General features: G+C 67.1%; 15 protein-coding genes and 1 tRNA gene. 12 read left to right on the top strand and 4 right to left on the bottom strand.

Annotation, left to right across the window (positions count from 1 at the left end):
• On the bottom strand, positions 1 to 287 hold a 287-nt coding region (locus BUC15_RS10905; RefSeq protein WP_175558305.1), incomplete at its 3' end, for a transposase domain-containing protein.
• A 76-nt stretch (positions 288 to 363) separates the two neighbouring features.
• Positions 364 to 930 (bottom strand): DNA-3-methyladenine glycosylase I, encoded by a 567-nt coding sequence (locus BUC15_RS10900; RefSeq protein ID WP_073188139.1) that lies wholly within the window; start codon positions 928 to 930, stop codon positions 364 to 366.
• Between the two features lie 148 nt (positions 931 to 1078).
• Between BUC15_RS10900 and BUC15_RS10895 the strand changes: the two genes are divergently transcribed.
• The 4 genes from BUC15_RS10895 (at position 1079) to BUC15_RS10880 (ending at position 5597) form a co-directional block, all read left to right on the top strand.
• Positions 1079 to 1160 (top strand) — tRNA-Gln (locus BUC15_RS10895).
• A 1042-nt stretch (positions 1161 to 2202) separates the two neighbouring features.
• Positions 2203 to 3003, top strand: coding sequence for an endonuclease/exonuclease/phosphatase family protein (locus tag BUC15_RS10890; protein ID WP_073188137.1), 801 nt, complete (start codon positions 2203 to 2205; stop codon positions 3001 to 3003).
• Between the two features lie 148 nt (positions 3004 to 3151).
• Positions 3152 to 4618: a bifunctional UDP-N-acetylglucosamine diphosphorylase/glucosamine-1-phosphate N-acetyltransferase GlmU gene (gene glmU / locus BUC15_RS10885; protein WP_281249279.1), complete on the top strand. Its 1467-nt coding sequence runs from the start codon at positions 3152 to 3154 to the stop codon at positions 4616 to 4618.
• A gap of 4 nt (positions 4619 to 4622) precedes the next feature.
• On the top strand, positions 4623 to 5597 hold the full coding sequence (locus tag BUC15_RS10880) for a ribose-phosphate diphosphokinase (RefSeq protein ID WP_073188135.1): 975 nt from the start codon (positions 4623 to 4625) through the stop codon (positions 5595 to 5597).
• Positions 5598 to 5912: 315 nt separating this feature from the next.
• Here the strand turns inward: BUC15_RS10880 and BUC15_RS10875 are convergent, their stop codons facing one another.
• Entirely contained in the window at positions 5913 to 7091 is a 1179-nt protein-coding gene (locus tag BUC15_RS10875; protein WP_217652209.1) for an Nramp family divalent metal transporter, read from the bottom strand.
• Positions 7092 to 7267: 176 nt separating this feature from the next.
• On the opposite strand from BUC15_RS10875, the gene BUC15_RS10870 reads away from it, so the two are divergent.
• Positions 7268 to 8002, top strand: a complete 735-nt coding sequence (locus BUC15_RS10870) for an ABC transporter ATP-binding protein (RefSeq protein ID WP_073188131.1) — start codon at positions 7268 to 7270, stop codon at positions 8000 to 8002.
• Positions 8002 to 10431 (top strand): ABC transporter permease, encoded by a 2430-nt coding sequence (locus BUC15_RS10865; RefSeq protein WP_073188128.1) that lies wholly within the window; start codon positions 8002 to 8004, stop codon positions 10429 to 10431. Before BUC15_RS10870 ends, BUC15_RS10865 begins: the two co-directional genes overlap by 1 nt.
• A 27-nt stretch (positions 10432 to 10458) precedes the next feature.
• Here the strand turns inward: BUC15_RS10865 and BUC15_RS19935 are convergent, their stop codons facing one another.
• Positions 10459 to 10632 carry a hypothetical protein gene (locus tag BUC15_RS19935; protein ID WP_175558303.1) on the bottom strand — a complete coding sequence of 58 codons (174 nt, stop codon included), beginning with the start codon at positions 10630 to 10632 and terminating at the stop codon, positions 10459 to 10461.
• A gap of 258 nt (positions 10633 to 10890) precedes the next feature.
• Here BUC15_RS19935 and BUC15_RS10860 point away from each other — a divergent pair, with 258 nt between their 5' ends.
• The 6 genes from BUC15_RS10860 to eno all read left to right on the top strand — a co-directional run bounded on the left by BUC15_RS10860 (position 10891) and on the right by eno (position 18438).
• A complete protein-coding gene (locus BUC15_RS10860; protein ID WP_073188125.1) occupies positions 10891 to 11490 on the top strand; it encodes a 50S ribosomal protein L25/general stress protein Ctc in 600 nt (199 codons plus the stop codon).
• Positions 11487 to 12071: an aminoacyl-tRNA hydrolase gene (pth, locus tag BUC15_RS10855; RefSeq protein WP_073188123.1), complete on the top strand. Its 585-nt coding sequence runs from the start codon at positions 11487 to 11489 to the stop codon at positions 12069 to 12071. The genes BUC15_RS10860 and pth overlap by 4 nt, the downstream gene beginning before the upstream one ends.
• A 102-nt stretch (positions 12072 to 12173) precedes the next feature.
• Complete coding sequence (mfd, locus tag BUC15_RS10850) at positions 12174 to 15710, top strand: transcription-repair coupling factor (RefSeq protein ID WP_425443359.1); 3537 nt, start codon at positions 12174 to 12176, stop codon at positions 15708 to 15710.
• Between the two features lie 53 nt (positions 15711 to 15763).
• Positions 15764 to 16306 (top strand): SurA N-terminal domain-containing protein, encoded by a 543-nt coding sequence (locus tag BUC15_RS10845; protein ID WP_073188118.1) that lies wholly within the window; start codon positions 15764 to 15766, stop codon positions 16304 to 16306.
• A gap of 29 nt (positions 16307 to 16335) precedes the next feature.
• Positions 16336 to 16923: a nucleoside triphosphate pyrophosphohydrolase gene (locus BUC15_RS10840; RefSeq protein ID WP_073188141.1), complete on the top strand. Its 588-nt coding sequence runs from the start codon at positions 16336 to 16338 to the stop codon at positions 16921 to 16923.
• 234 nt (positions 16924 to 17157) lie between these two features.
• Positions 17158 to 18438, top strand: a complete 1281-nt coding sequence (eno, locus tag BUC15_RS10835; protein WP_073188115.1) for a phosphopyruvate hydratase — start codon at positions 17158 to 17160, stop codon at positions 18436 to 18438.
• The last annotated feature ends 70 nt before the right edge of the window (positions 18439 to 18508 follow it).

Here is an 18508-nt window from a genome sequence, read left to right as displayed (position 1 = left end):
TTGCTCGGCGGCACGTATGTCTCGCTCCATCCCGAGGCCCACGAGAGCCCGTCGGTCAACTGCGCCAGCACGTCTTCGTGCGAGCCCTCGGAGTACAGCGCCATCCCGATCGCGAAGTAGGCCATCACCCGAGCCGGCAACGAACGATGCCGCTGCTCGGTCCGGCCAACATCGGCAATCACCTCATCGACCAGCTCGGGCGGGAACACCCGCGTCAGCACCCCGACCGAGACCAGGTCAGAGAGGCGACGCTCGGTCTCTGGCTTCTTCCATCCAACACGCGGCATACCACCAAACTACACCGCTGCGACCTTAACTGAACGGTATTGTGCCTAGCCCTGCCTAGCCCCTGCCTAGCCCTGCCTAGCCCGCCCTGGCCAACCAGCAGCCCTGGATGTGGTCGTCGACCGCGCCCACCGCCTGTAAGGTCGCGTACATCGTCGTGGGGCCGACGAACCGGAACCCGCGCTTCTTCAACTCGTTGCTCAGCGCGCGCGACTCGGCAGTCTGGCTCGGGACGTCGGCGAACGTCAGCGGTGCATGCCCCCGCGGCTCGGGCGTGTGCTCCGCGATCACGTCGGCGAGTCGTTCACCGGCCTCATGCATGGCGAGCAGCGCCTTTGCGTTGCCGATCGTCGAGACGATCTTGCGCCGGTTGCGCACGATGCCCGCATCCTGCATCAGGGCCTCCACGTCGTCGTCCGTCATCGCCGCGACCTTGACCGGGTCGAACCCGTGGAAGGCCTTGCGATACCCTTCGCGTTTGCGCAGCACGAGGATCCAGCTGAGCCCCGATTGGGCCCCTTCCAGGCAGATCCTCTCGAGCAGGGCCCGCTCGTCGGCGTCGTCTACGACGGGGCGGCCCCACTCCTCGTCGTGGTAGGCCTCGTACAGCGCATCACCGGTGCCGAAGCAGCGCACCTTGTCCATGGCATCTCCTCCCTAAAGGCTGGTTGTATCCACTATCCGCCGGTCGGTGCCCCAAACACCGATTTGGTTCTTGTCTGTGGACAACCGGTCGGGTTGGTCGAGTCGCCCCACCTGACGATAGACTCAGGCTTCGGCCCGCGAGGGTCGTTCCCCGGTTGGTCTTTCGGTAGGGCCCGCCTGACTTTGAATCAGGATTAGCGCAGCAGGTTCGACTCCTGCCCGGGGAGCCAGAATAGCCATTGGTAAGGCGGAACGCCCGGCCGGTGGGGCCCGGGCTTGGCGATGCAGGTTGCGCACGCAGCACGACGGTGAGGTCGGCTGTCTCCTCCCGGTCAGGACGAGGCCTCGGTCGACCGTCAAGCTGGTTGCCGACCTCACGTCGGGCCCGGAGTGGGACGGGGATCGATCACGGCACTGTCGCAGCTGAAGGAGCCGACCGGCGCCGCAGGAATCGAGGTTGCGGATGATCTCGCCACAACAGGACACCGGCATGGCCTGGCCTGGTCCGGCCCGGCCCGGCCTCGCCCGGGCCCGCCCGGGCTTGTGCCACCGGCGCTTCGGAGCGACGAAAATCGGCCACTGGTCGATTCTGCTCCGTCTGGGGTCGAGTATCGGCCAGTGCCCTGCCGTCGGGGCGTGGGTGCGGTGTCGGCGTCTGGGTAGTGGCCGGTTTTGGCTTGTCTGGTCACGAGGATCGGCCACTGGTCGATTTTGGGGTGTCTGGGGTCGAGTATCGGCCAGTGCCCTGCCGTCCGGGCGTGGGATGCGGCGTCGGCGTCTGGGTAGTGGCCGATTTTGCCCTGTCTGGTCACGAGGATCGGCCACAGGTCGATTTTGGGGTGTCTGGGGTCGAGTATCGGCCAGTGCCCTGCCGTCGGGGCGTGGGGTGCGACGTCAGCCTTTGGGCATTGGCCGGTTTTCCTGGCAAGACGGATCAGAAGTGACCACTGGTCGATTTTCGCAGCCCTGGGTACGCGCGGCTTCGGATTCGTCGGCCCAGGTTTCGCGGACTCGGATTCACGGGCCCTGGTTCGGCAGCGTCGGCCCAGGTTTCGCGCCCCTGTCGCAGCTCAAGGAGCCGGCCGGCGCCGCAGGAATCGCAGTTGCGGATGGTCTCATCACAACAGGGCCGTGCACAAATCTCTCCATCCGTGGAGGCAGGCGCTATACAGGTCCGCCTCGACGCATACAGAGATCTGTGCACACCCAGCCCCGTCCCAGGCCTGAACGCGACTAGATTGGTGCGGACTCAGAGCGATAAAGGACCAGACCGTGGCCGAACCGAAACCGCTGACGGTGATGTCAGCGAACCTGTGGAATCTGAACGCGCCGCTTCAGCCGAGGATGCGGCAGTTCTCCGACATCATCGACTCCTACAGACCAGACGTGGTGGCGATGCAGGAGGTCCGACCGTTGCCCGGGTCCATATCTGGGCTACAACTCGACCTCGTACCGGCGTTGGCCAACTACCGGATCCACTACAGCGTCGCCGCGTCGTGGAGCGGTGGCGCGGAGGGTCTCGCCATCGCCACGAGGGCAGCGGCCGAGGAAGTGCGGACGTACCATCTGCCCGACGGTGAGCCGGAGTTCGAGCCGACAAGGGCAGTCCAATACGTGCGCATCCCCTGGGGGGACCGTCGGCTCGGCATCCTCAACACCCACCTCGCCTACCATCCCTCAAGCACGACGCTGCGCTTCTCCCAGGCCCAGTTCGTTGGCGCCCTTGTCCACGAGTTGGGCGTCGCCGACCCGGACGAGGCGCTGGTCGTCTGCGGAGACCTCAACGCGACCCCGGACTCGCCGCCGGTGGCACGGCTCCTGGAACTCGGCGGGCTCACCAACCCATGGCTGCAGTTGTCGCGCAGCCGTTCCAGTTTCGCGGCGTCGAACCCATACGTCGGAGACGACCCGGTCGGCGACTCCTGGCTGGACTACATCCTCACCCGCGGGGCGGTCGTGACCCGGCTCAAGCTCATCGACGACTGGTCGGGCGGCGCGTCTTCTGACCACTACTTCGTGATGGCCGAGATCGCGCCCCGACAAGCACCGAGGCATGATGGAGGGGCCGATTGACGGTGGCATGCGGTGCGACCGACGCCGACTCGGCAGGGATGCGCCGAACCACGTATGATGCGAAGCGACTCTGAGCGTGGGCCGTCGACCTCCTTCCGGAGGCGGGGTACCCGTCCGGATCGACTGTTGGCCTGAGAAGGAGAAGCCGTTGTCCACCGACGCGCCAGTCGCCGCCGTCGTGGTTCTCGCCGCTGGAGGCGGGACCCGCATGAAGTCCACCAAGTCCAAACTGCTGCACGAGATCGCGGGCAAATCGATGCTCAGCTTCGCGGTCTCCGCCGCGGCCGCCCTCGACCCCGGTCACCTCGTGGTCGTCGTCGGTCACCAGCGCGAACAGGTTGAGGAGCACCTCGAAAAGCTGTCTGAGGCTGTCAGCACCGCCGTTCAGGAACAGCAACTCGGCACCGGGCACGCCGTCGCCTGCGGGCTTGCGGCGCTCGGCGACCTCGACGGCGAGGTGGTGGTCACCTACGCCGACGTCCCGATGCTCACCGGCGACACGCTGCGCGACCTCGTCGCCACCCACCGTGGCAACCTGAATGCGGTCACGGTGCTCACCGCCGTCGTCGACGACCCGACCGGCTACGGCCGCATCGTCCGCGACGGCGGCAACGTCACCGGGATCGTCGAACACAAGGACGCAACCGAGGCGCAACTCCAGATCAACGAGATCAACTCGGGCATCTACGTCTTCGACGCCGCGACGCTGCGGGCGGGCCTCGCGTCGCTGACCACAGACAACTCGCAGGGCGAGCAGTACCTCACCGACGTCGTCCACTTCGCCGCGCAGCGTTCGGGGCGGGTCGGAGCCCACCGCATCGATGACGTGTGGCAGACCGAGGGCGTAAACGACCGCATCCAACTCGCACGGATGAACGCGGAGATGAACCGTCGGATCCGCGACTCCTGGATGTTGCAGGGCGTGACCATGATCGACCCGCCGAGCGTGTGGATCGACGTCGACGTCGACCTTGCGCCCGACGTGACGCTCCTTCCCGGCGTGATCCTGCAGGGTGCAACGACTGTCCGTAGCGGTGCTGTCATCGGCCCTGACACCAGCCTGATGAACGTCGAGGTGGGGGAGGGTGCCGAGGTGATCCGTACGCACGGATCCTTCGCCGTCATCGGCGACAACGCCAACGTCGGGCCGTTCTCCTACCTTCGCCCCGGCACGATACTTGGAACTTCCGGGAAGATCGGCGCCTTCGTCGAGACCAAGAATGCGCAGATCGGCGACGGCGCGAAGGTGCCTCACCTGGCCTACTGCGGTGACGCGGTGGTCGACGACGGGGCCAACATCGGCGCCGGCACGATTTTCGCCAACTACGACGGCATCTACAAATCCACCTCCCACGTTGGAAAGAACGCATTCGTGGGGTCCAACTCCGTCCTCGTCGCGCCGGTCGACATCGGCGACGGCGCGCTGGTCGCCGCCGGTTCTGCCGTAACCGACGACGTCCCCGCCGGCGCGCTCGGGGTGGCGCGCGGCAGGCAGCGCAACGTCGAAGGATGGGTAAACGATCGTCGTCCCGAATCGAAGCAGGCGGCTGCGGCGGCCGAATCGAGTGGGGCGATCCACCCAGCAGTGCTCGAGTCACGAGAGAAGAAGGCCTGACCAGATGACTCAGATCGCCAAGAACGACAAGCACCTGATGCTTTTCAGCGGGCGCGCCTTTCCTGAACTCGCGCAGGAAGTGTCTGCGCTCATGGAACAGCCGCTCGTGCCGACCAGGGCACTCACCTATGCGAACTCCGAGATCTACGTCCGGTTCGAGGAGTCGGTGCGTGGCTGCGACGCTTTCGTGATCCAGTCCCACACCGCGCCCGTGAACGAGTGGATCATGGAGCAGCTGATCATGGTGGACGCGCTGAAGCGCGCCTCAGCCAAGCGGATCACGGTGGTGGCCCCCTTCTACCCGTATGCGCGCCAGGACAAGAAGCACCTGGGACGCGAACCCATCTCGGCGCGCCTGGTCGCCGACCTGTACCGGGCGGCGGGTGCCGACCGGATCATGTCCGTCGACCTGCACGCCTCGCAGATCCAGGGCTTCTTCGACGGCCCCGTCGACCACCTCTGGGGGCTTCCGGTGCTGGCCGACTATGTGGCCGCCAAGTACGACGCGTCAGAGATGTGCATCGTCTCGCCCGATGCGGGCCGGGTGCGCCTGGCCGACATGTGGACCGACCGGCTCGGCTGCCCGCTCGCGATCATCCACAAGCGGCGCGACGTCAACAAGGCCAACACCGTCGCGGTACACGAGGTCGTCGGTGACGTGGAAGGCCAGACCTGTCTCCTGGTCGACGACATGATCGACACCGCAGGCACGATCGCGCAGGCCGCCGAGGCGCTGCGGGAGCGTGGCGCGAAGCGGGTCATCGCGGCCGCCACCCACCCGGTGTTCTCCGGGCCGGCGGCCGTCCGGCTCAACGGTTCTTGCATGGAAGAGGTCATCGTCACCAACACGTTGCCGATCCGTACCACCGAACCGATCAAGAACTTGACGGTGCTGTCGATCGCGCCGTTGATCGCCAAGGCGATCAACGCGGTCTTCCTCGACGGTTCGGTCACGTCGCTGTTCGGCGGGCAGGCCTGAGCTACTGGGTCGCCGTCGGGGCTGCGTGGGCTCCCGGGAATGAGCAGGATCCGCTACTCATCGAGCGGAAGGTCGCGTTGTCTGCTGACGATGCTGGATCAGCCTGTTTGACTGGTGGATCCTGCTCAAATCCTGTTGCCGATCCCGGTCTCGCGGGCTCGATCTGCTGGTCGGGCCTTGGCGGCGTCGTAGGAGGGATTTGAGCAGGATCCGCTGTTCATTGAGCCGAACGACGTGTTGTCTGCTGACGATGCCGCTGCCGCGTCTTTGACTAGCAAATCCTGCTCAAACCCGCACCCTCGCCGAGCGCCCATTTCAGGCGGTGACCAGGACCGCCACGTTCAGCGCGACGACCGCGCCGACGACCATCCAGGCCAGGGCCGCCAACCAAGGTGGGCTCCGATGAACACCCATCACCCGACGGCTCGACGTGAGCATCGCCAACGGCACAAGGGCGAATGCGATCCCGAAGCTCAACACCAGCTGCGACTGAACCAGCGCCTGCGTCGCGTGCAGCCCTGCGACCAGCACGCCGACGGCGGGCACCAGCGTCACGAGACGGCGGACGGTCGCCGTGATCCTCGGCGAAACGAAATCATGCACCATCCCTGCCCCCGCATCGGTGCCGACGATGGCCGAGCCGATCCCGGAGACGAGCAGACCGACGGCGAACACCGTCGCGGGCAGTGCCCCGACAAGTTGACCGATCTCCTTGTATGCCCCCTCGATCGAGTCGATGGACGACCCTCGCAGCCCTGACGCCGCGAACAGCAGCATCGACACGTTGACCGCCGCCGCGATCGTCAAAGCCACCGCCACGTCGATCCGCTGCACCTTCAGCAGGCGGTTGACGGTCTCGCCGGAGGTGGCATGGCGATCCTTCGCCAGCGCCGAATGCAGATAGATGGCGTGCGGCATCACCGTTGCGCCCAGCATGGCCGCTGCCAGTTGTACCGAACCTGCGTCCGCGAAGCGGGGGAGCAGCCCGTTCAGCGTTGCCGCAGGGTCGGGTGGAAGCCAGAAGAGGGTGGCGAGGAACCCGATCGCGATCACCGCGAGCACCGCGGCCATAAGGACCTCGAAGAAGTGCTCCCCCCGCTGCCTCATCCAGTTCAGGGAGGCGATCGCGATCCCCCCGACGATGATCGCCCCCAACCACATCGGCAGCCCGAACAATAGATTCAGCGCGATCGCACCGCCGACGACCTCGGCCAGGTCGGTCGCGACCGCAACCGCGACGGCCTGCGCGGCATAGCCGACCCGCCACAGTTTCCGGTGCTTCCGCCCGTTCAGGTCTTCGCGGATCAGTTCGCTCAACGAGCGTCCCGACACGACCCCCAGCTTCGCTGAGAGGTACTGCACGAGCATCGCCATGAGGCAGGCTAGGACGAGCGCCCAGACCAGCAGATAACCGTATTCAGCACCCGCGCTGAGGTTGGCCGCAACGTTGCCCGGGTCGACATATGCGAGGGCGGCGACGAAGGCTGGGCCCAGTAGGGCGATCGTCCGGCGCTGCATAGGCACCGATCCTAAACGCTGTTGGGTAACACTTCGGACCAGTTCCAGTCGGACTCTGGTCCCAACCGGGCCTCCGTCCCGTGACGATGAGCCGATCCGATCTGTCCGTGGGCTGCGATAGCGTCGACACGTCACCCCGAGGAAGGTCCACCATGAGCTCGACGCAACCCGCCTGTGCGGCGCAGAACCTCACCAAGGTCTTCGGCCTGGGTGAGCAACCCGTCGTGGCCGTCGACGACGTCAGCGTCGCGATCGAGCGGGGCAGCTTCACCGCGATCATGGGTCCCTCGGGATCGGGCAAGTCGACGCTGATGCACTGCATGGCGGGCCTGGACCGCCCCACCTCCGGAGACGTGTTCGTGGGTGGCGACAACATCGCACGGTTGCCGGAGCGGGCGGTCACCCGGGTGCGCCGCGACCGCATCGGGTTTGTCTTCCAGTCGTTCAACCTGCTGCCGACCCTGACGGCGGAGCAGAACATCACGCTGCCGCTTGAGTTGGCGGGCAGGAAGGTCGAGAAGGCTCTTCTCGGACAACTGACGGCGTCTCTCGGGCTGAGCGACCGGCTCAGGCACCGTCCAAGCCAGCTCTCGGGCGGCCAGCAGCAGCGGGTAGCGGTGGCCAGGGCCCTGATCGGAAACCCCGAGGTGGTCTTCGCCGACGAACCGACAGGGGCGCTTGACCAACGCACCGGCGCAGCGCTGCTCGGCTACCTGCAGCGGCAGGCGCGGGAGCACGGGCAGACCATCATCATGGTCACCCACGACCCGGCCGCAGCCGCCTACGCCGACCGGGCCCTGATGCTGCTCGACGGCCGCCTCGTCGACGACATCCCAGACCCGACGGCAGAATCGGTGTTCGCGCTTGTCAACGCAGTGGTTCTCTGATGTGGCGGCACGCTCTCAGTGAGCTGAGGCTCCACCCTGGACGCTACGTCGCGACCCTCCTGGCCATCGCGATCAGCGTCGGGTTCATCTCCGCCATCTCGGTGTTCATCAACTCGCAGCAGTACGCCATGCAGCGGTCCTCGGCGTTGCCGCTGTCGACGGCCGATCTCGTCATCACGGTTGGCGACTCGCCCCCCGGCGAGGTTCAGGCAAGGGTCGCCTCCGTTGCCGGAGTCGAGCAGGTCGCGCCCGTGGCCGTGGCCCAATTCTCGTATCTGAGCAATGGCGAGCGCACCGCGCAGGTCTCGCTCTACGACGTCCCGGAGCCGTGGCAACGCTGGGCGCAGGTCGTTGAAGGTCGCTTGCCTGAGAACCCGAGTGAGGTCGGACTCTCCCGCGCGGCGGCCGCAGACCTGCACGCCGCGGTCGGCGACATCTTGACCGGCGAGGGCAGCGGCACCGAGCTGACGTTGGTGGGCATCACCGACGACCCGAGGGCCCTCTTCGCGACCACGGGGTACACGATGTTCCCGCCGGAGGCGCGCTATGTCTCGTCCCTCGGTGTCCTGCTCCAGCCCGGTGCCTCCGCCGAGGCGGCGCGGGTGGCCGTCGAGGAGCAGTTGAGCCCGTTCGGGCCCGGGATGACGGTCGAGACCGGGGATCAGGCCAGGGCTGCGGCGCTGCTGGACATCAGCGACGGCTTCGACTTCCTCAAGTACCTCCTGCAGGCCTTCGCGGCGGTGGCGCTGCTGGTCGGGGCCATCACCATCGCCAACACCTTCACCATCCTGGCCGCCCAGCGACGCCGTCAGACCGGGCTGCTGCGCGCCGTCGGCGCTTCGCCCGGGCAGGTGATGGGCCGTCTGATGGTCGAGGCGCTGCTGCTCGGCGCAGTCGGGTCTCTGGCAGGGCTGGGGCTCGGGACGCTGGTTGGATGGCTGGGCGGATTCGTCACCGAATCCAACTTCTTCGGGCTCGTGCTGTCTCCCGCCGAACTGTCGCTGGCTTGGCTCGCGGGCGTGATCGCCACGTTCGTGGCCGCCGTCGTGCCGTCGCTGCAGGCGGCCAGAGGGAAACCGTTGGAAGCGCTGCAGACGGTGCCCACCGCTGCACAGGGGCGTGCGGCGTCGATCACCCGCATCGTCGTGTGCGGGGTGGCCATGCTGGCGGGGGCGGTGCTGGTGGTACTCAGCCGCACCGACGGTGCCAACGCCATCTGGTACGCCATCCCGGCAGGGATCTTCCTGACCATCGGCGTGCTCGGGGGTGCGCCGCTGTACATCGCTCCACTGCTGCGCCGCGCCGGGCGCCTGTTCGGGTGGGCCGGGCCGACGACACGGCTCGCGTTGACCAACTCGGCACGTAACCCTCAGCGGGCCGCCTCGACCGCGACCGCGCTAATGCTGGCCGTCGGCCTGATCGTCACGTTGCAGGTCGCGCTGGCCACCTCAAGGTCGTCGGCGATGGAATCCATCAACGAGTCGTATCCGACCGACCTGGCCATCCAGTTCGCCGACGGGGTCCCCGCCGGGTTCCAGGCGAAGATCGACCAGACGCCGGGCGTGGCCACCTCCGTCGAGGTGCAGGGCAAACGCGTCGGGTCGTCAGGCGACACGGTCGAGCGCCCGGCCGTGGTGCTCTCACCCCGGGAGGCCTATGAGGCGCTCGGCATCGAGCCGAAGGCCACGCGGGTGCCTGCCGACGGTGAGGTGATCGTCGCATCGTATGGCTCTGCCCTCGGGGGCGGTGCGACCATCGAGTTGCAGGGGGTCGACGGTCCGTTGACCCTCGTAGCCAAGCCCTCAGACGAAGTGTCCTACTACGAGGCGATCGTCTCACCGGGCACCTTCGCGCAACTCGCCGGCGAAGCGGAGCCGCTCTCGTTGTGGGTCAAGCTCACAGACCGGACCGATGTGACCGCGCTGAACCGGGTGGTCAGGGCGGTCGAGGCCGAACCGGGCGCCGAGGTGACCGACGGTGGCGCCATGATGGCTTCGCTGTTCACCCAGATCGTCGACGTGGTCCTGATCGTCATGACGGCGCTGCTCGGCGTGGCGGTGCTGATCGCACTGGTCGGGGTCGCGAACACCCTGAGTCTTTCGGTGATCGAGAGGCAGCGCGAGTCGGCGTTGCTGAGGGCGCTTGGCATGCAGCGCTCCGGGCTGCGGCTGATGCTGCTGATCGAGGCGGTCGCTCTGGTTGCCGTCGGCACCGTGATAGGGCTCGCGTGCGGGTCGTTCTTCGGCTGGTTGGGCGTCTCTTCGGTGCTCGGCATGATGCCGATCGAGGTGGCCACGGTCTTCGCGCTGGACGGCTGGTACACGGCGGGTCTGGTCCTCGCGTGTCTGGCTGCGGCCGTGCTCGCATCGGTGTTGCCTGGTCGTCGGGCGGCGGGCGCCACACCGACGGAGACCCTCGCCGTCGAGTGACGGGTCGGGCCTCGTTGGGATGGGGGATCAGCCTTGGTTGCCCTCAGCTGCCAGGCGGTCGGCTTCGGCACTGCTGATGAGGTCGTCGCTGGCCTCCGGGTCGAGCTTGTCTTCGCCGTCGACCTCACGCATCGCCATCTCGGGCACCACATCGTCGGGATCTCTCGGGCCAACCGGGGGCACGATCGGGTTGTTGGACATCTCCATCTCCTATCGGGTTGGGGTCACCTTCGACTCTACTTGCGCCCGGGTAACACCACTGATAGTCCGGCCCAAACCGGGCGTGCCGCTGTGGTGCGATGTGGGAGGGCATCCAGACGGATTCGTGCGCGGTGGAAACGGCGGTGTATCATTTGCTAGTTGCCTGGCGAGGGGTCATCTGACCCGTGATCGACTAGCTCTTTCCTCGCTCGGTGCCCGCTCAGACCCGTTCCGAACCGCAAGCTTGAGGAGTTTCCCATGGCAGATGCCAACCTGACCGCCACCACCCGAACCGAGTTCGGCAAGGGTGCCGCCCGTCGTCTCCGTCGCGCCGGCCAGACCCCCGCCGTCCTCTACGGTCACGGCACCGATCCCGTCCACCTGGCGCTGCCCGCGCAGGAGGCCTTCCTTGCTCTGCGCACCGCCAACGTGCTCCTCGAGATCACCGTCGACGGTGCCAAGGAGTCGGTGCTCGCGCTGCCGAAGCAGATCCAGCGCGACCCGATCACCCCGGTCATCGAGCACATCGACCTGCTCCTGGTGAAGGCAGGCGAGAAGGTTGCCGTCGATGTCGCGCTCGTTCTCGTGGGTGACGCGATCTCTGGCGGGATGATCAACCACGACCTCACCGCGCTGCCGGTGCTGGCCCCCGCCACCGACATCCCGAACGAGTTCGAGATCTCCGTCGCGGGCCTCGAGATCGGCGCGCAGATCCTCGTGTCCGACATCGCGCTGCCCGAGGGTGTGGAGGCCAACATCGACGCCGACACCCTCGTCGCGTCCGTCGTCGCGATCCCGACCGCAGAAGAGCCGGCTGAGGGCGAAGCGGCGGCTGAGGGCGACGAAGCGGGCGAGTGAGCAACTCTTCCTATCTCGTGGTCGGGCTCGGTAACCCGGGCCCGACTTATGAGTTCACCCGGCACAACGTCGGGTTCTGGGCCGTGGCGGACCTCGCGGACCGTCACGGCTCCTCCTTCTCCCTCAGCTCGCGTCAGCGGGCGGAGGTGGCAGGTGTCACCCTGCACGGCCCGGCACCCGTCAAACTGATCCTGGCCAAGCCGACGACCTTCATGAACGACTCAGGCGCCGCGGTAAAGGCGGTCGCTTCGTTCCACAAGATCCCCGCCGACCACGTCATCGTCATCCACGACGAGTTGGACCTTGACGCAGGCAGGCTCCGCGTCAAAGTCGGTGGGGGAGACAACGGTCACAACGGCCTGAAGTCGATCCGCGCCCATCTGGGAACCGGCGACTTCTTCCGGGTCCGGGTGGGAATCGGGCGCCCCCCGGGCAGGCAGCAGGCCGCCGACTACGTGTTGAGCAAGCTCAAGCCCGCCCAGCTCGACGAGCTGCGGGTCGACGCGGCAGTCGCGGCGGACGCCGTCGAATCGCTCGTCCAAGACGGCCTCACCGTCACCCAGAACCGCTTCAACGGCTGAGCATGGTGCGTGGTTGAGTGAACCTTGAGTACTATCCGGGGTTCGTTTTCAATGTGAACGTTAAAACAACCGGATTTGGTGATCGAACCCGGAATAGTGCTCATCGCCAGACCAGCCACAGCACGGAAGGACGGAATCGTGAAGTACCCAGGACTCCTCTCGCTCCTGGAGGCAGACCGAGGGTTCGCCGCGACCCTCGCCGACGCGCGCAGACCGGGCATCACCACGCTGGACGTCACGGCGGTCGCCTCGTTCTTCCCACTGCTGAGCGCCGCGATCTCGGAGGCGGCCACCAGCACCGTCCTGCTGGTCACCTCCACCTACCGCGAGGCAGAACAGTACGCGGCGGAACTGGGCGGGCTGCTGGGCGAAGAGCGAGTCGCCTACTACCCGGCCTGGGAGACGCTCCCGCATGAGCGACTCTCGCCGCGCGCCGACACGGTCGGCCGCAGACTCGCCGTCCTTCGCCGACTTGCCGGGAAGGATGACCTGCCGCGGCCGCAGGTCGTCGTCGCCCCCATCCGGTCGGTGCTGCAACCGCAGGTCAGGGGCCTCTCCGACATGGCCCCGGTCCAGATCAGGGTCGGCGACACCTATGAGCTCGGCCGGCTTCTCACCGACCTGGCCGACGCCGCGTACAACCGCGTCGACATGGTCGAGCGGCGCGGCGAGTTCGCCGTCCGTGGCGGCATCGTCGACATCTTCCCTCCGACGGAGGAGCACCCGGTCAGGGTGGATTTCTTCGGCGACGAGGTGGATGAGATCCGCTATTTCACGGTGGCCGACCAGCGCTCCACGGGGCAGGCGGCCACCTCCATCGTGTGCCCGCCGTGCCGGGAACTGCTCCTGACACCTGAGGTGCGGGCCCGCGCCGGGAGGCTCGCCGCCGAGCATCCCGAGCTCAGCGACATGCTCGCCAGGATCGCCGAAGGGCAGGCCGTCGAGGGCATGGAGGCGCTCACCCCGGCCCTCGTCGACGGGCTCGAGCTGCTCGTCGACGTCCTCCCGAAGGGCGCGCTCGTGCTGGCCGCGTCGCCCGAACTGATCAGGACCCGCGCCGCCGAACTCGCCCAGACCAGCCAGGAGTTCCTGGAGGCCAGCTGGGCCGCCGCGGCCGGAGGCGGTACTTCACCGATCGACCTGGGCGCCTCCGCCTACTGGCGCCTCGCCGACGTACGTCAGCACGCCCTCGGACGGGGGCTGCGCTGGTGGTCGCTCTCACCGTTCGCCTCCGGCGAGGGCGATAGCGAGCGTGAGGAGGTCAGCTTCGACGCCGACTCCGTCCATAGCAGGCTCCTCGAGGTCAACCCGACGACGTCCTTCCGCGGTGACACGGGTGCCGCCGCCAACCACATCGCCGGTCGGGTCGCCGACGGCTGGCACGTGATCCTCGTCGTTGAGGGGCGCGGCCTGGCGCAGCGGCTGATCGAACTCCTCGCAGAGGTCGGCCTGAGCGCCGGGTTCGACGACCTGAACGAGCCCCCCGCGACCGGCCACATCTCGATCGTGGTTTCCTCGCTGCGCCAGGGCTGGCGGGCGGATGAGGCCCGCGTCGAGGTCATCACCGCCGCCGAGCTGACGGGGCAGCAGAGCCTCGACCGGGCAGAACGAAAACTGCCAGCCCGTCGCAAGGCGACGATCCAGCCGCTCGAGCTCAGGTCAGGCGACCCGGTCGTACACGAGCAGCACGGGGTCGGGCGGTTCGTCGAACTCGTCCAACGCGTGGTGCAGGGCGCGACCCGCGATTACCTCGTCATCGAATACGCGCCGAGCAAGCGTGGCCAACCGGGCGACCGGCTGTTCGTCCCCATGGACCAGCTCGACCAGCTCAGCCGCTACGTCGGATCGGAGTCGCCGACGCTGGACAAGATGGGCGGGGCCGACTGGACTAAACGTAAGGCCAAGGCCCGCAAGGCCGTCCGTGAGATCTCCGCCGAGCTGATCAAGCTGTACGCGGCCCGCCAGGCGACCAAGGGGCACGCTTTCGCGCCCGACACCCCGTGGCAGCGGGAACTCGAGGACGCCTTCAGCTTCGTCGAAACCCCCGACCAGCTCTCGGCCATCACCGAGGTGAAGGCCGACATGGAGAACCTCGTCCCGATGGACCGACTCATCTGCGGCGACGTCGGCTACGGCAAGACCGAGATCGCGGTGCGCGCCGCGTTCAAGGCGGTGCAGGACGGCAAACAGGTCGCTGTCCTGGTGCCAACGACGCTGCTCGTCACCCAGCACTACCAGACGTTCGCGTCGCGGTTCGCGGGCTTTCCCGTCCACCTGGCACAGCTGTCGCGCTTCCAGAGCGATTCCGAGGCGAAGAGGGTGGTCGATGGGCTGGCCACCGGCAAGGTCGACGTCGTGATCGGCACCCACCGGCTGCTGAGCAAAGAGTTGCAGTACAAGGACCTCGGCCTCGTCATCATCGACGAGGAGCAGCGCTTCGGCGTGGACCACAAGGAACAGCTCAAATCGATGCGGGTAAACGTCGACGTGCTGTCCATGTCGGCGACCCCCATCCCGCGCACCCTCGAGATCGCGATCACCGGCATCCGCGAGATGAGCGTCATCGCCACCCCGCCGGAGGAGCGCCACCCCGTCCTCACGTTCGCCGGGCCGTACGACCAGGCGCAGGTGAGGGCCGCGATCCGCCGCGAGCTGGCACGTGAAGGGCAGGTGTTCTTCCTCCACAACCGGGTCGGCACCATCGAGAAGACTGCGGCGACCTTGCGCGAGCTGGTGCCAGAGGCGCGCATTGTGACGGCGCACGGGCAGATGAGTGAGAAGCGTCTCGAGCAGGTGATGCTCGACTTCGGTGAGCGCCGCGCCGACGTGCTGGTCTGCACCACGATCGTCGAGGCGGGCCTCAACATCCAGACGGCCAACACGCTCATCATCGATCGGGCCGACATGCTAGGTCTTTCCCAGCTGCACCAGTTGCGCGGCCGCGTCGGCCGGTCGCGGGAGCGCGGCTACGCCTACTTCCTCTACCCGCCGGACAAGCCGTTGACGGAGGCGTCGCACGAACGCCTGGCGACGATGGCGGCCAACACCGACCTGGGTTCGGGCATGGCGATCGCCATGCGCGACCTGGAACTGCGCGGCGCCGGCAACCTCCTGGGTGAGGACCAGTCTGGTCACATCGAGGGTGTCGGGTTCGACATGTACCTGCGCATGGTCGGTGAGGCCGTCGCCAACTACCGCGGCGACGACACCGAAACCGAGCCGACGATGAGGGTCGAGATACCGGTCGACGCGCACCTGCCGGAGGACTACATCGCCTCCGAGCGGCTGCGCCTGGAGATGTACAAGCAGATCGCGGAGATCCGCACCGAGGAGAACGTCGAGGCGGTGCGCGCCGAACTGGTCGACCGCTACGGCGACCTGCCCGCCCCGGTCGAGGCGCTCCTCGGGGTCGCCCGGTTGCGGAACCTGGCACGGGCGCACGATATCCAGGAGATCGTCCCGCAGGGCAGGGTCGTGAGGGTCTCACCGATGTCGCTGCCCGAGTCGAGGCAGGTGCGGCTGCAACGTCTGTACCCGGGGTCGACCGTCAAGTCGTCGCTGGACCAGATTCTGGTGCCGAAACCGGACGGTGACTACCTAACCTGGGCGACGACGTTCCTGACGCAGATGTATGCATAGGGCTGCGGTAGGCTGAGGCCGGTGCTCGCGCACCCAGCTTCGAGAGGACCCAAATGAAACTCACGCGCCTTGTCCCGGCCATCACCGCTGCGGCTGCCGTCGCACTGCTCGCGGGCTGCAGTCCCATGCCAAGCAAGGTCGCCGTGGTCAACGGCAGCGAGATCACCGCAAGCCAACTTCAAACCGCCACCAGCGGGTGTGCCTTCACCATGGGCGTCGCCGATGACCAGATCCGGCAGGCCGGGGTCGTGCAGACGCTCGTGCTCGGGAAGGTGTTGGAGGATCTGGCCGAGGCCGGTGGGTTGACCCAGGACCTGCTCGACGAGCAGGTCGACCAGCAGTTGGCTCAGCTGACCCCGCTGGAAGGTTCCGCGAGCGAGGTCCAGCAGGCCCAGGATGACTGCCGTCCGCTGTTGAGGGAGTCGGTGAAGGTGTCGGCGCTGTTGCAGGGGCTCGATCAGGCCACCGCGCTCGCGGTGTTCGAGGCCTCCGACGTCGAGGTGAACCCGAGGTTCGGCCGCTGGGATCCGGCGTCGGCGTCGCTGTTCACCGAGTCGGGCTCCATCTCGATCTCCTCGGCGGCGACCCTGCAGTGACCTCAGAGCTGGAGCGGCTGCGCCAGGTCATGGCCGAGCTGCGTCTCCGCTGCCCGTGGGACGCGAAGCAGACGCACCGCTCCCTGCTGAACCACCTCGTCGAGGAAGCCGCTGAGGTTGTCGACGCCGTCGAGACCGGCACCGACGACGATCTCCGCGAGGAACTCGGCGACCTGCTCCTCCAGGTCTACTTTCATGCCCGGATCGCCGAAGACGACGGCCGGTTCGATGTCGAGGACGTCGCCCGCGGAATCTCCGACAAGCTCGTCCGCCGTCACCCTCACGTGTTCGCCGACGATGCCGTGCCAACCGACATATGGCAGTCGTGGGAGGAGCGGAAGCGGGTCGAGAAGGGCCGCACCTCCGCGTTGGACGGCATCGCGGAGTCACTCAACGTCGTGCCTCGCCTGCAGAAGGTGATCTCCAGGTCGCGGTCGCACCGGGTGCCGCTCGACCTACCAGAGGAGTCGATCGACGAGGTTTCGTTCGGCAGCGCCCTGGTCGCGCTGGTCGCCCGCGCTCAGGCCAGTGGGGTCGACGCCGACGCCGCCGCCCGTCTTGCGCTGCGTGGCCTCGAGGCACGCGTCCGCGCCGAGGAGTCCGCTGGGGCTGAGTGAGCCTTGAGCACTATTGCGGGTTCGTTTACCGGATCGACGCCCGCCTGCGGCGTGTCGCCCATCGAGTCCGGGATATTGCTCAACGCCACGCCAGCCCAGCACCCTGTCGTGCGCTCCGACGGGGCCATGGCGCGCCCGAAACTTTGTACAGGTCGGAGGCGACCCCGCAGTCCAAACTGCGTCAGACTGACGGTAGGCTGAGGGCTGAGAGAAGACTCTTTGAAAGGGAGCTAAATGGCATCCATCGAATTCATCCAGGCTCGCCAGATCCTCGATTCGCGGGGCAACCCGACGGTCGAGGTCGAGGTGGAGCTCGACTCCGGCGCAAGCGGTCGCGCCGCCGTCCCCTCGGGTGCCTCGACCGGCGCCTTCGAGGCCGTCGAACTCCGCGATGGCGACAAGGGCACCTACGGCGGCAAGGGCGTCCTGACTGCCGTCAAGAACGTCACAGAGATCATCGGCGAGGAGATCCTCGGCCTCGAGGCCGACGAGCAGCGTCTCGTCGACCAGGCCATGATCGAGCTCGACGGCACCGACAACAAGGCCAAGCTCGGCGCCAACGCCATCCTCGGCGTGTCGCTGGCAGTCGCGCACGCCGCGGCTGAAGAGGCCGGTCTGCCGCTGTACAAGTACGTCGGTGGCCCGAACGCCCACATCCTGCCCGTCCCGATGATGAACATCCTCAACGGTGGGTCGCACGCCGACTCCAACGTCGACGTCCAGGAGTTCATGATCGCCCCGATCGGCGCCGAGTCGTTCGCCGAGGCGCTCGAGATGGGGGCTTCGGTCTACCACGAGCTGAAGAAGGTACTCAAGGCTCGTCAGCTCTCCACCGGCCTCGGCGATGAGGGCGGTTTCGCACCGAACCTCGACAGCAACCGCGAGGCCCTCGACCTGATCATCACCGCGATTACCGATGCCGGGTACAAGCCGGGCACCGATGTCGCGCTGGCGATGGACGTCGCGGCGTCCGAGTTCTTCGAGGACGGCCAGTACAACTTCGAGGGCGAGAAGAAGACCTCCGAGGAGATGGTGGCCTACTACGAGGAGCTCGTGAAGTTCTACCCGCTGGTCTCCATCGAAGACCCGCTGAACGAAGAGGACTGGGACGGCTGGAAGCTGATGACCGAGCGCCTCGGCGACAAGGTCCAGATCGTCGGCGACGACCTGTTCGTTACCAACGTCACCCGCCTCCAGAAGGGCATCGACACCGACACCGCCAACGCGCTGCTGGTGAAGGTCAACCAGATCGGTTCGCTCACCGAAACCATCGACGCCGTCGACCTCGCGCACCGCAACGGCTTCCGCACCATGATGTCGCACCGCTCCGGTGAGACCGAGGACACCACGATCGCCGACCTGGCTGTCGCGCTCGGCTGTGGCCAGATCAAGTCCGGTGCGCCTGCCCGCACCGACCGCGTCGCGAAGTACAACCAGCTCCTGCGCATCGAGGACGACCTGGACGAAGCGGCGGTTTACGCCGGTCGTTCGGCGTTCCCGCGTTTCAAGGGCTGAGCTTCACAGGCCGACGATGCCGCCCGATGGCGGCGTCGTCGCCTGAAATCCTGATACGCCGAGTGGGGCG

Origin of the sequence: Tessaracoccus bendigoensis DSM 12906, from assembly GCF_900141915.1 — a bacterium.
GTDB classification, from domain to species: domain Bacteria; phylum Actinomycetota; class Actinomycetes; order Propionibacteriales; family Propionibacteriaceae; genus Arachnia; species Arachnia bendigoensis.
Note: the sequence above shows the minus strand (reverse complement) of the source record. Positions and strands in the feature narration are given on the sequence as shown.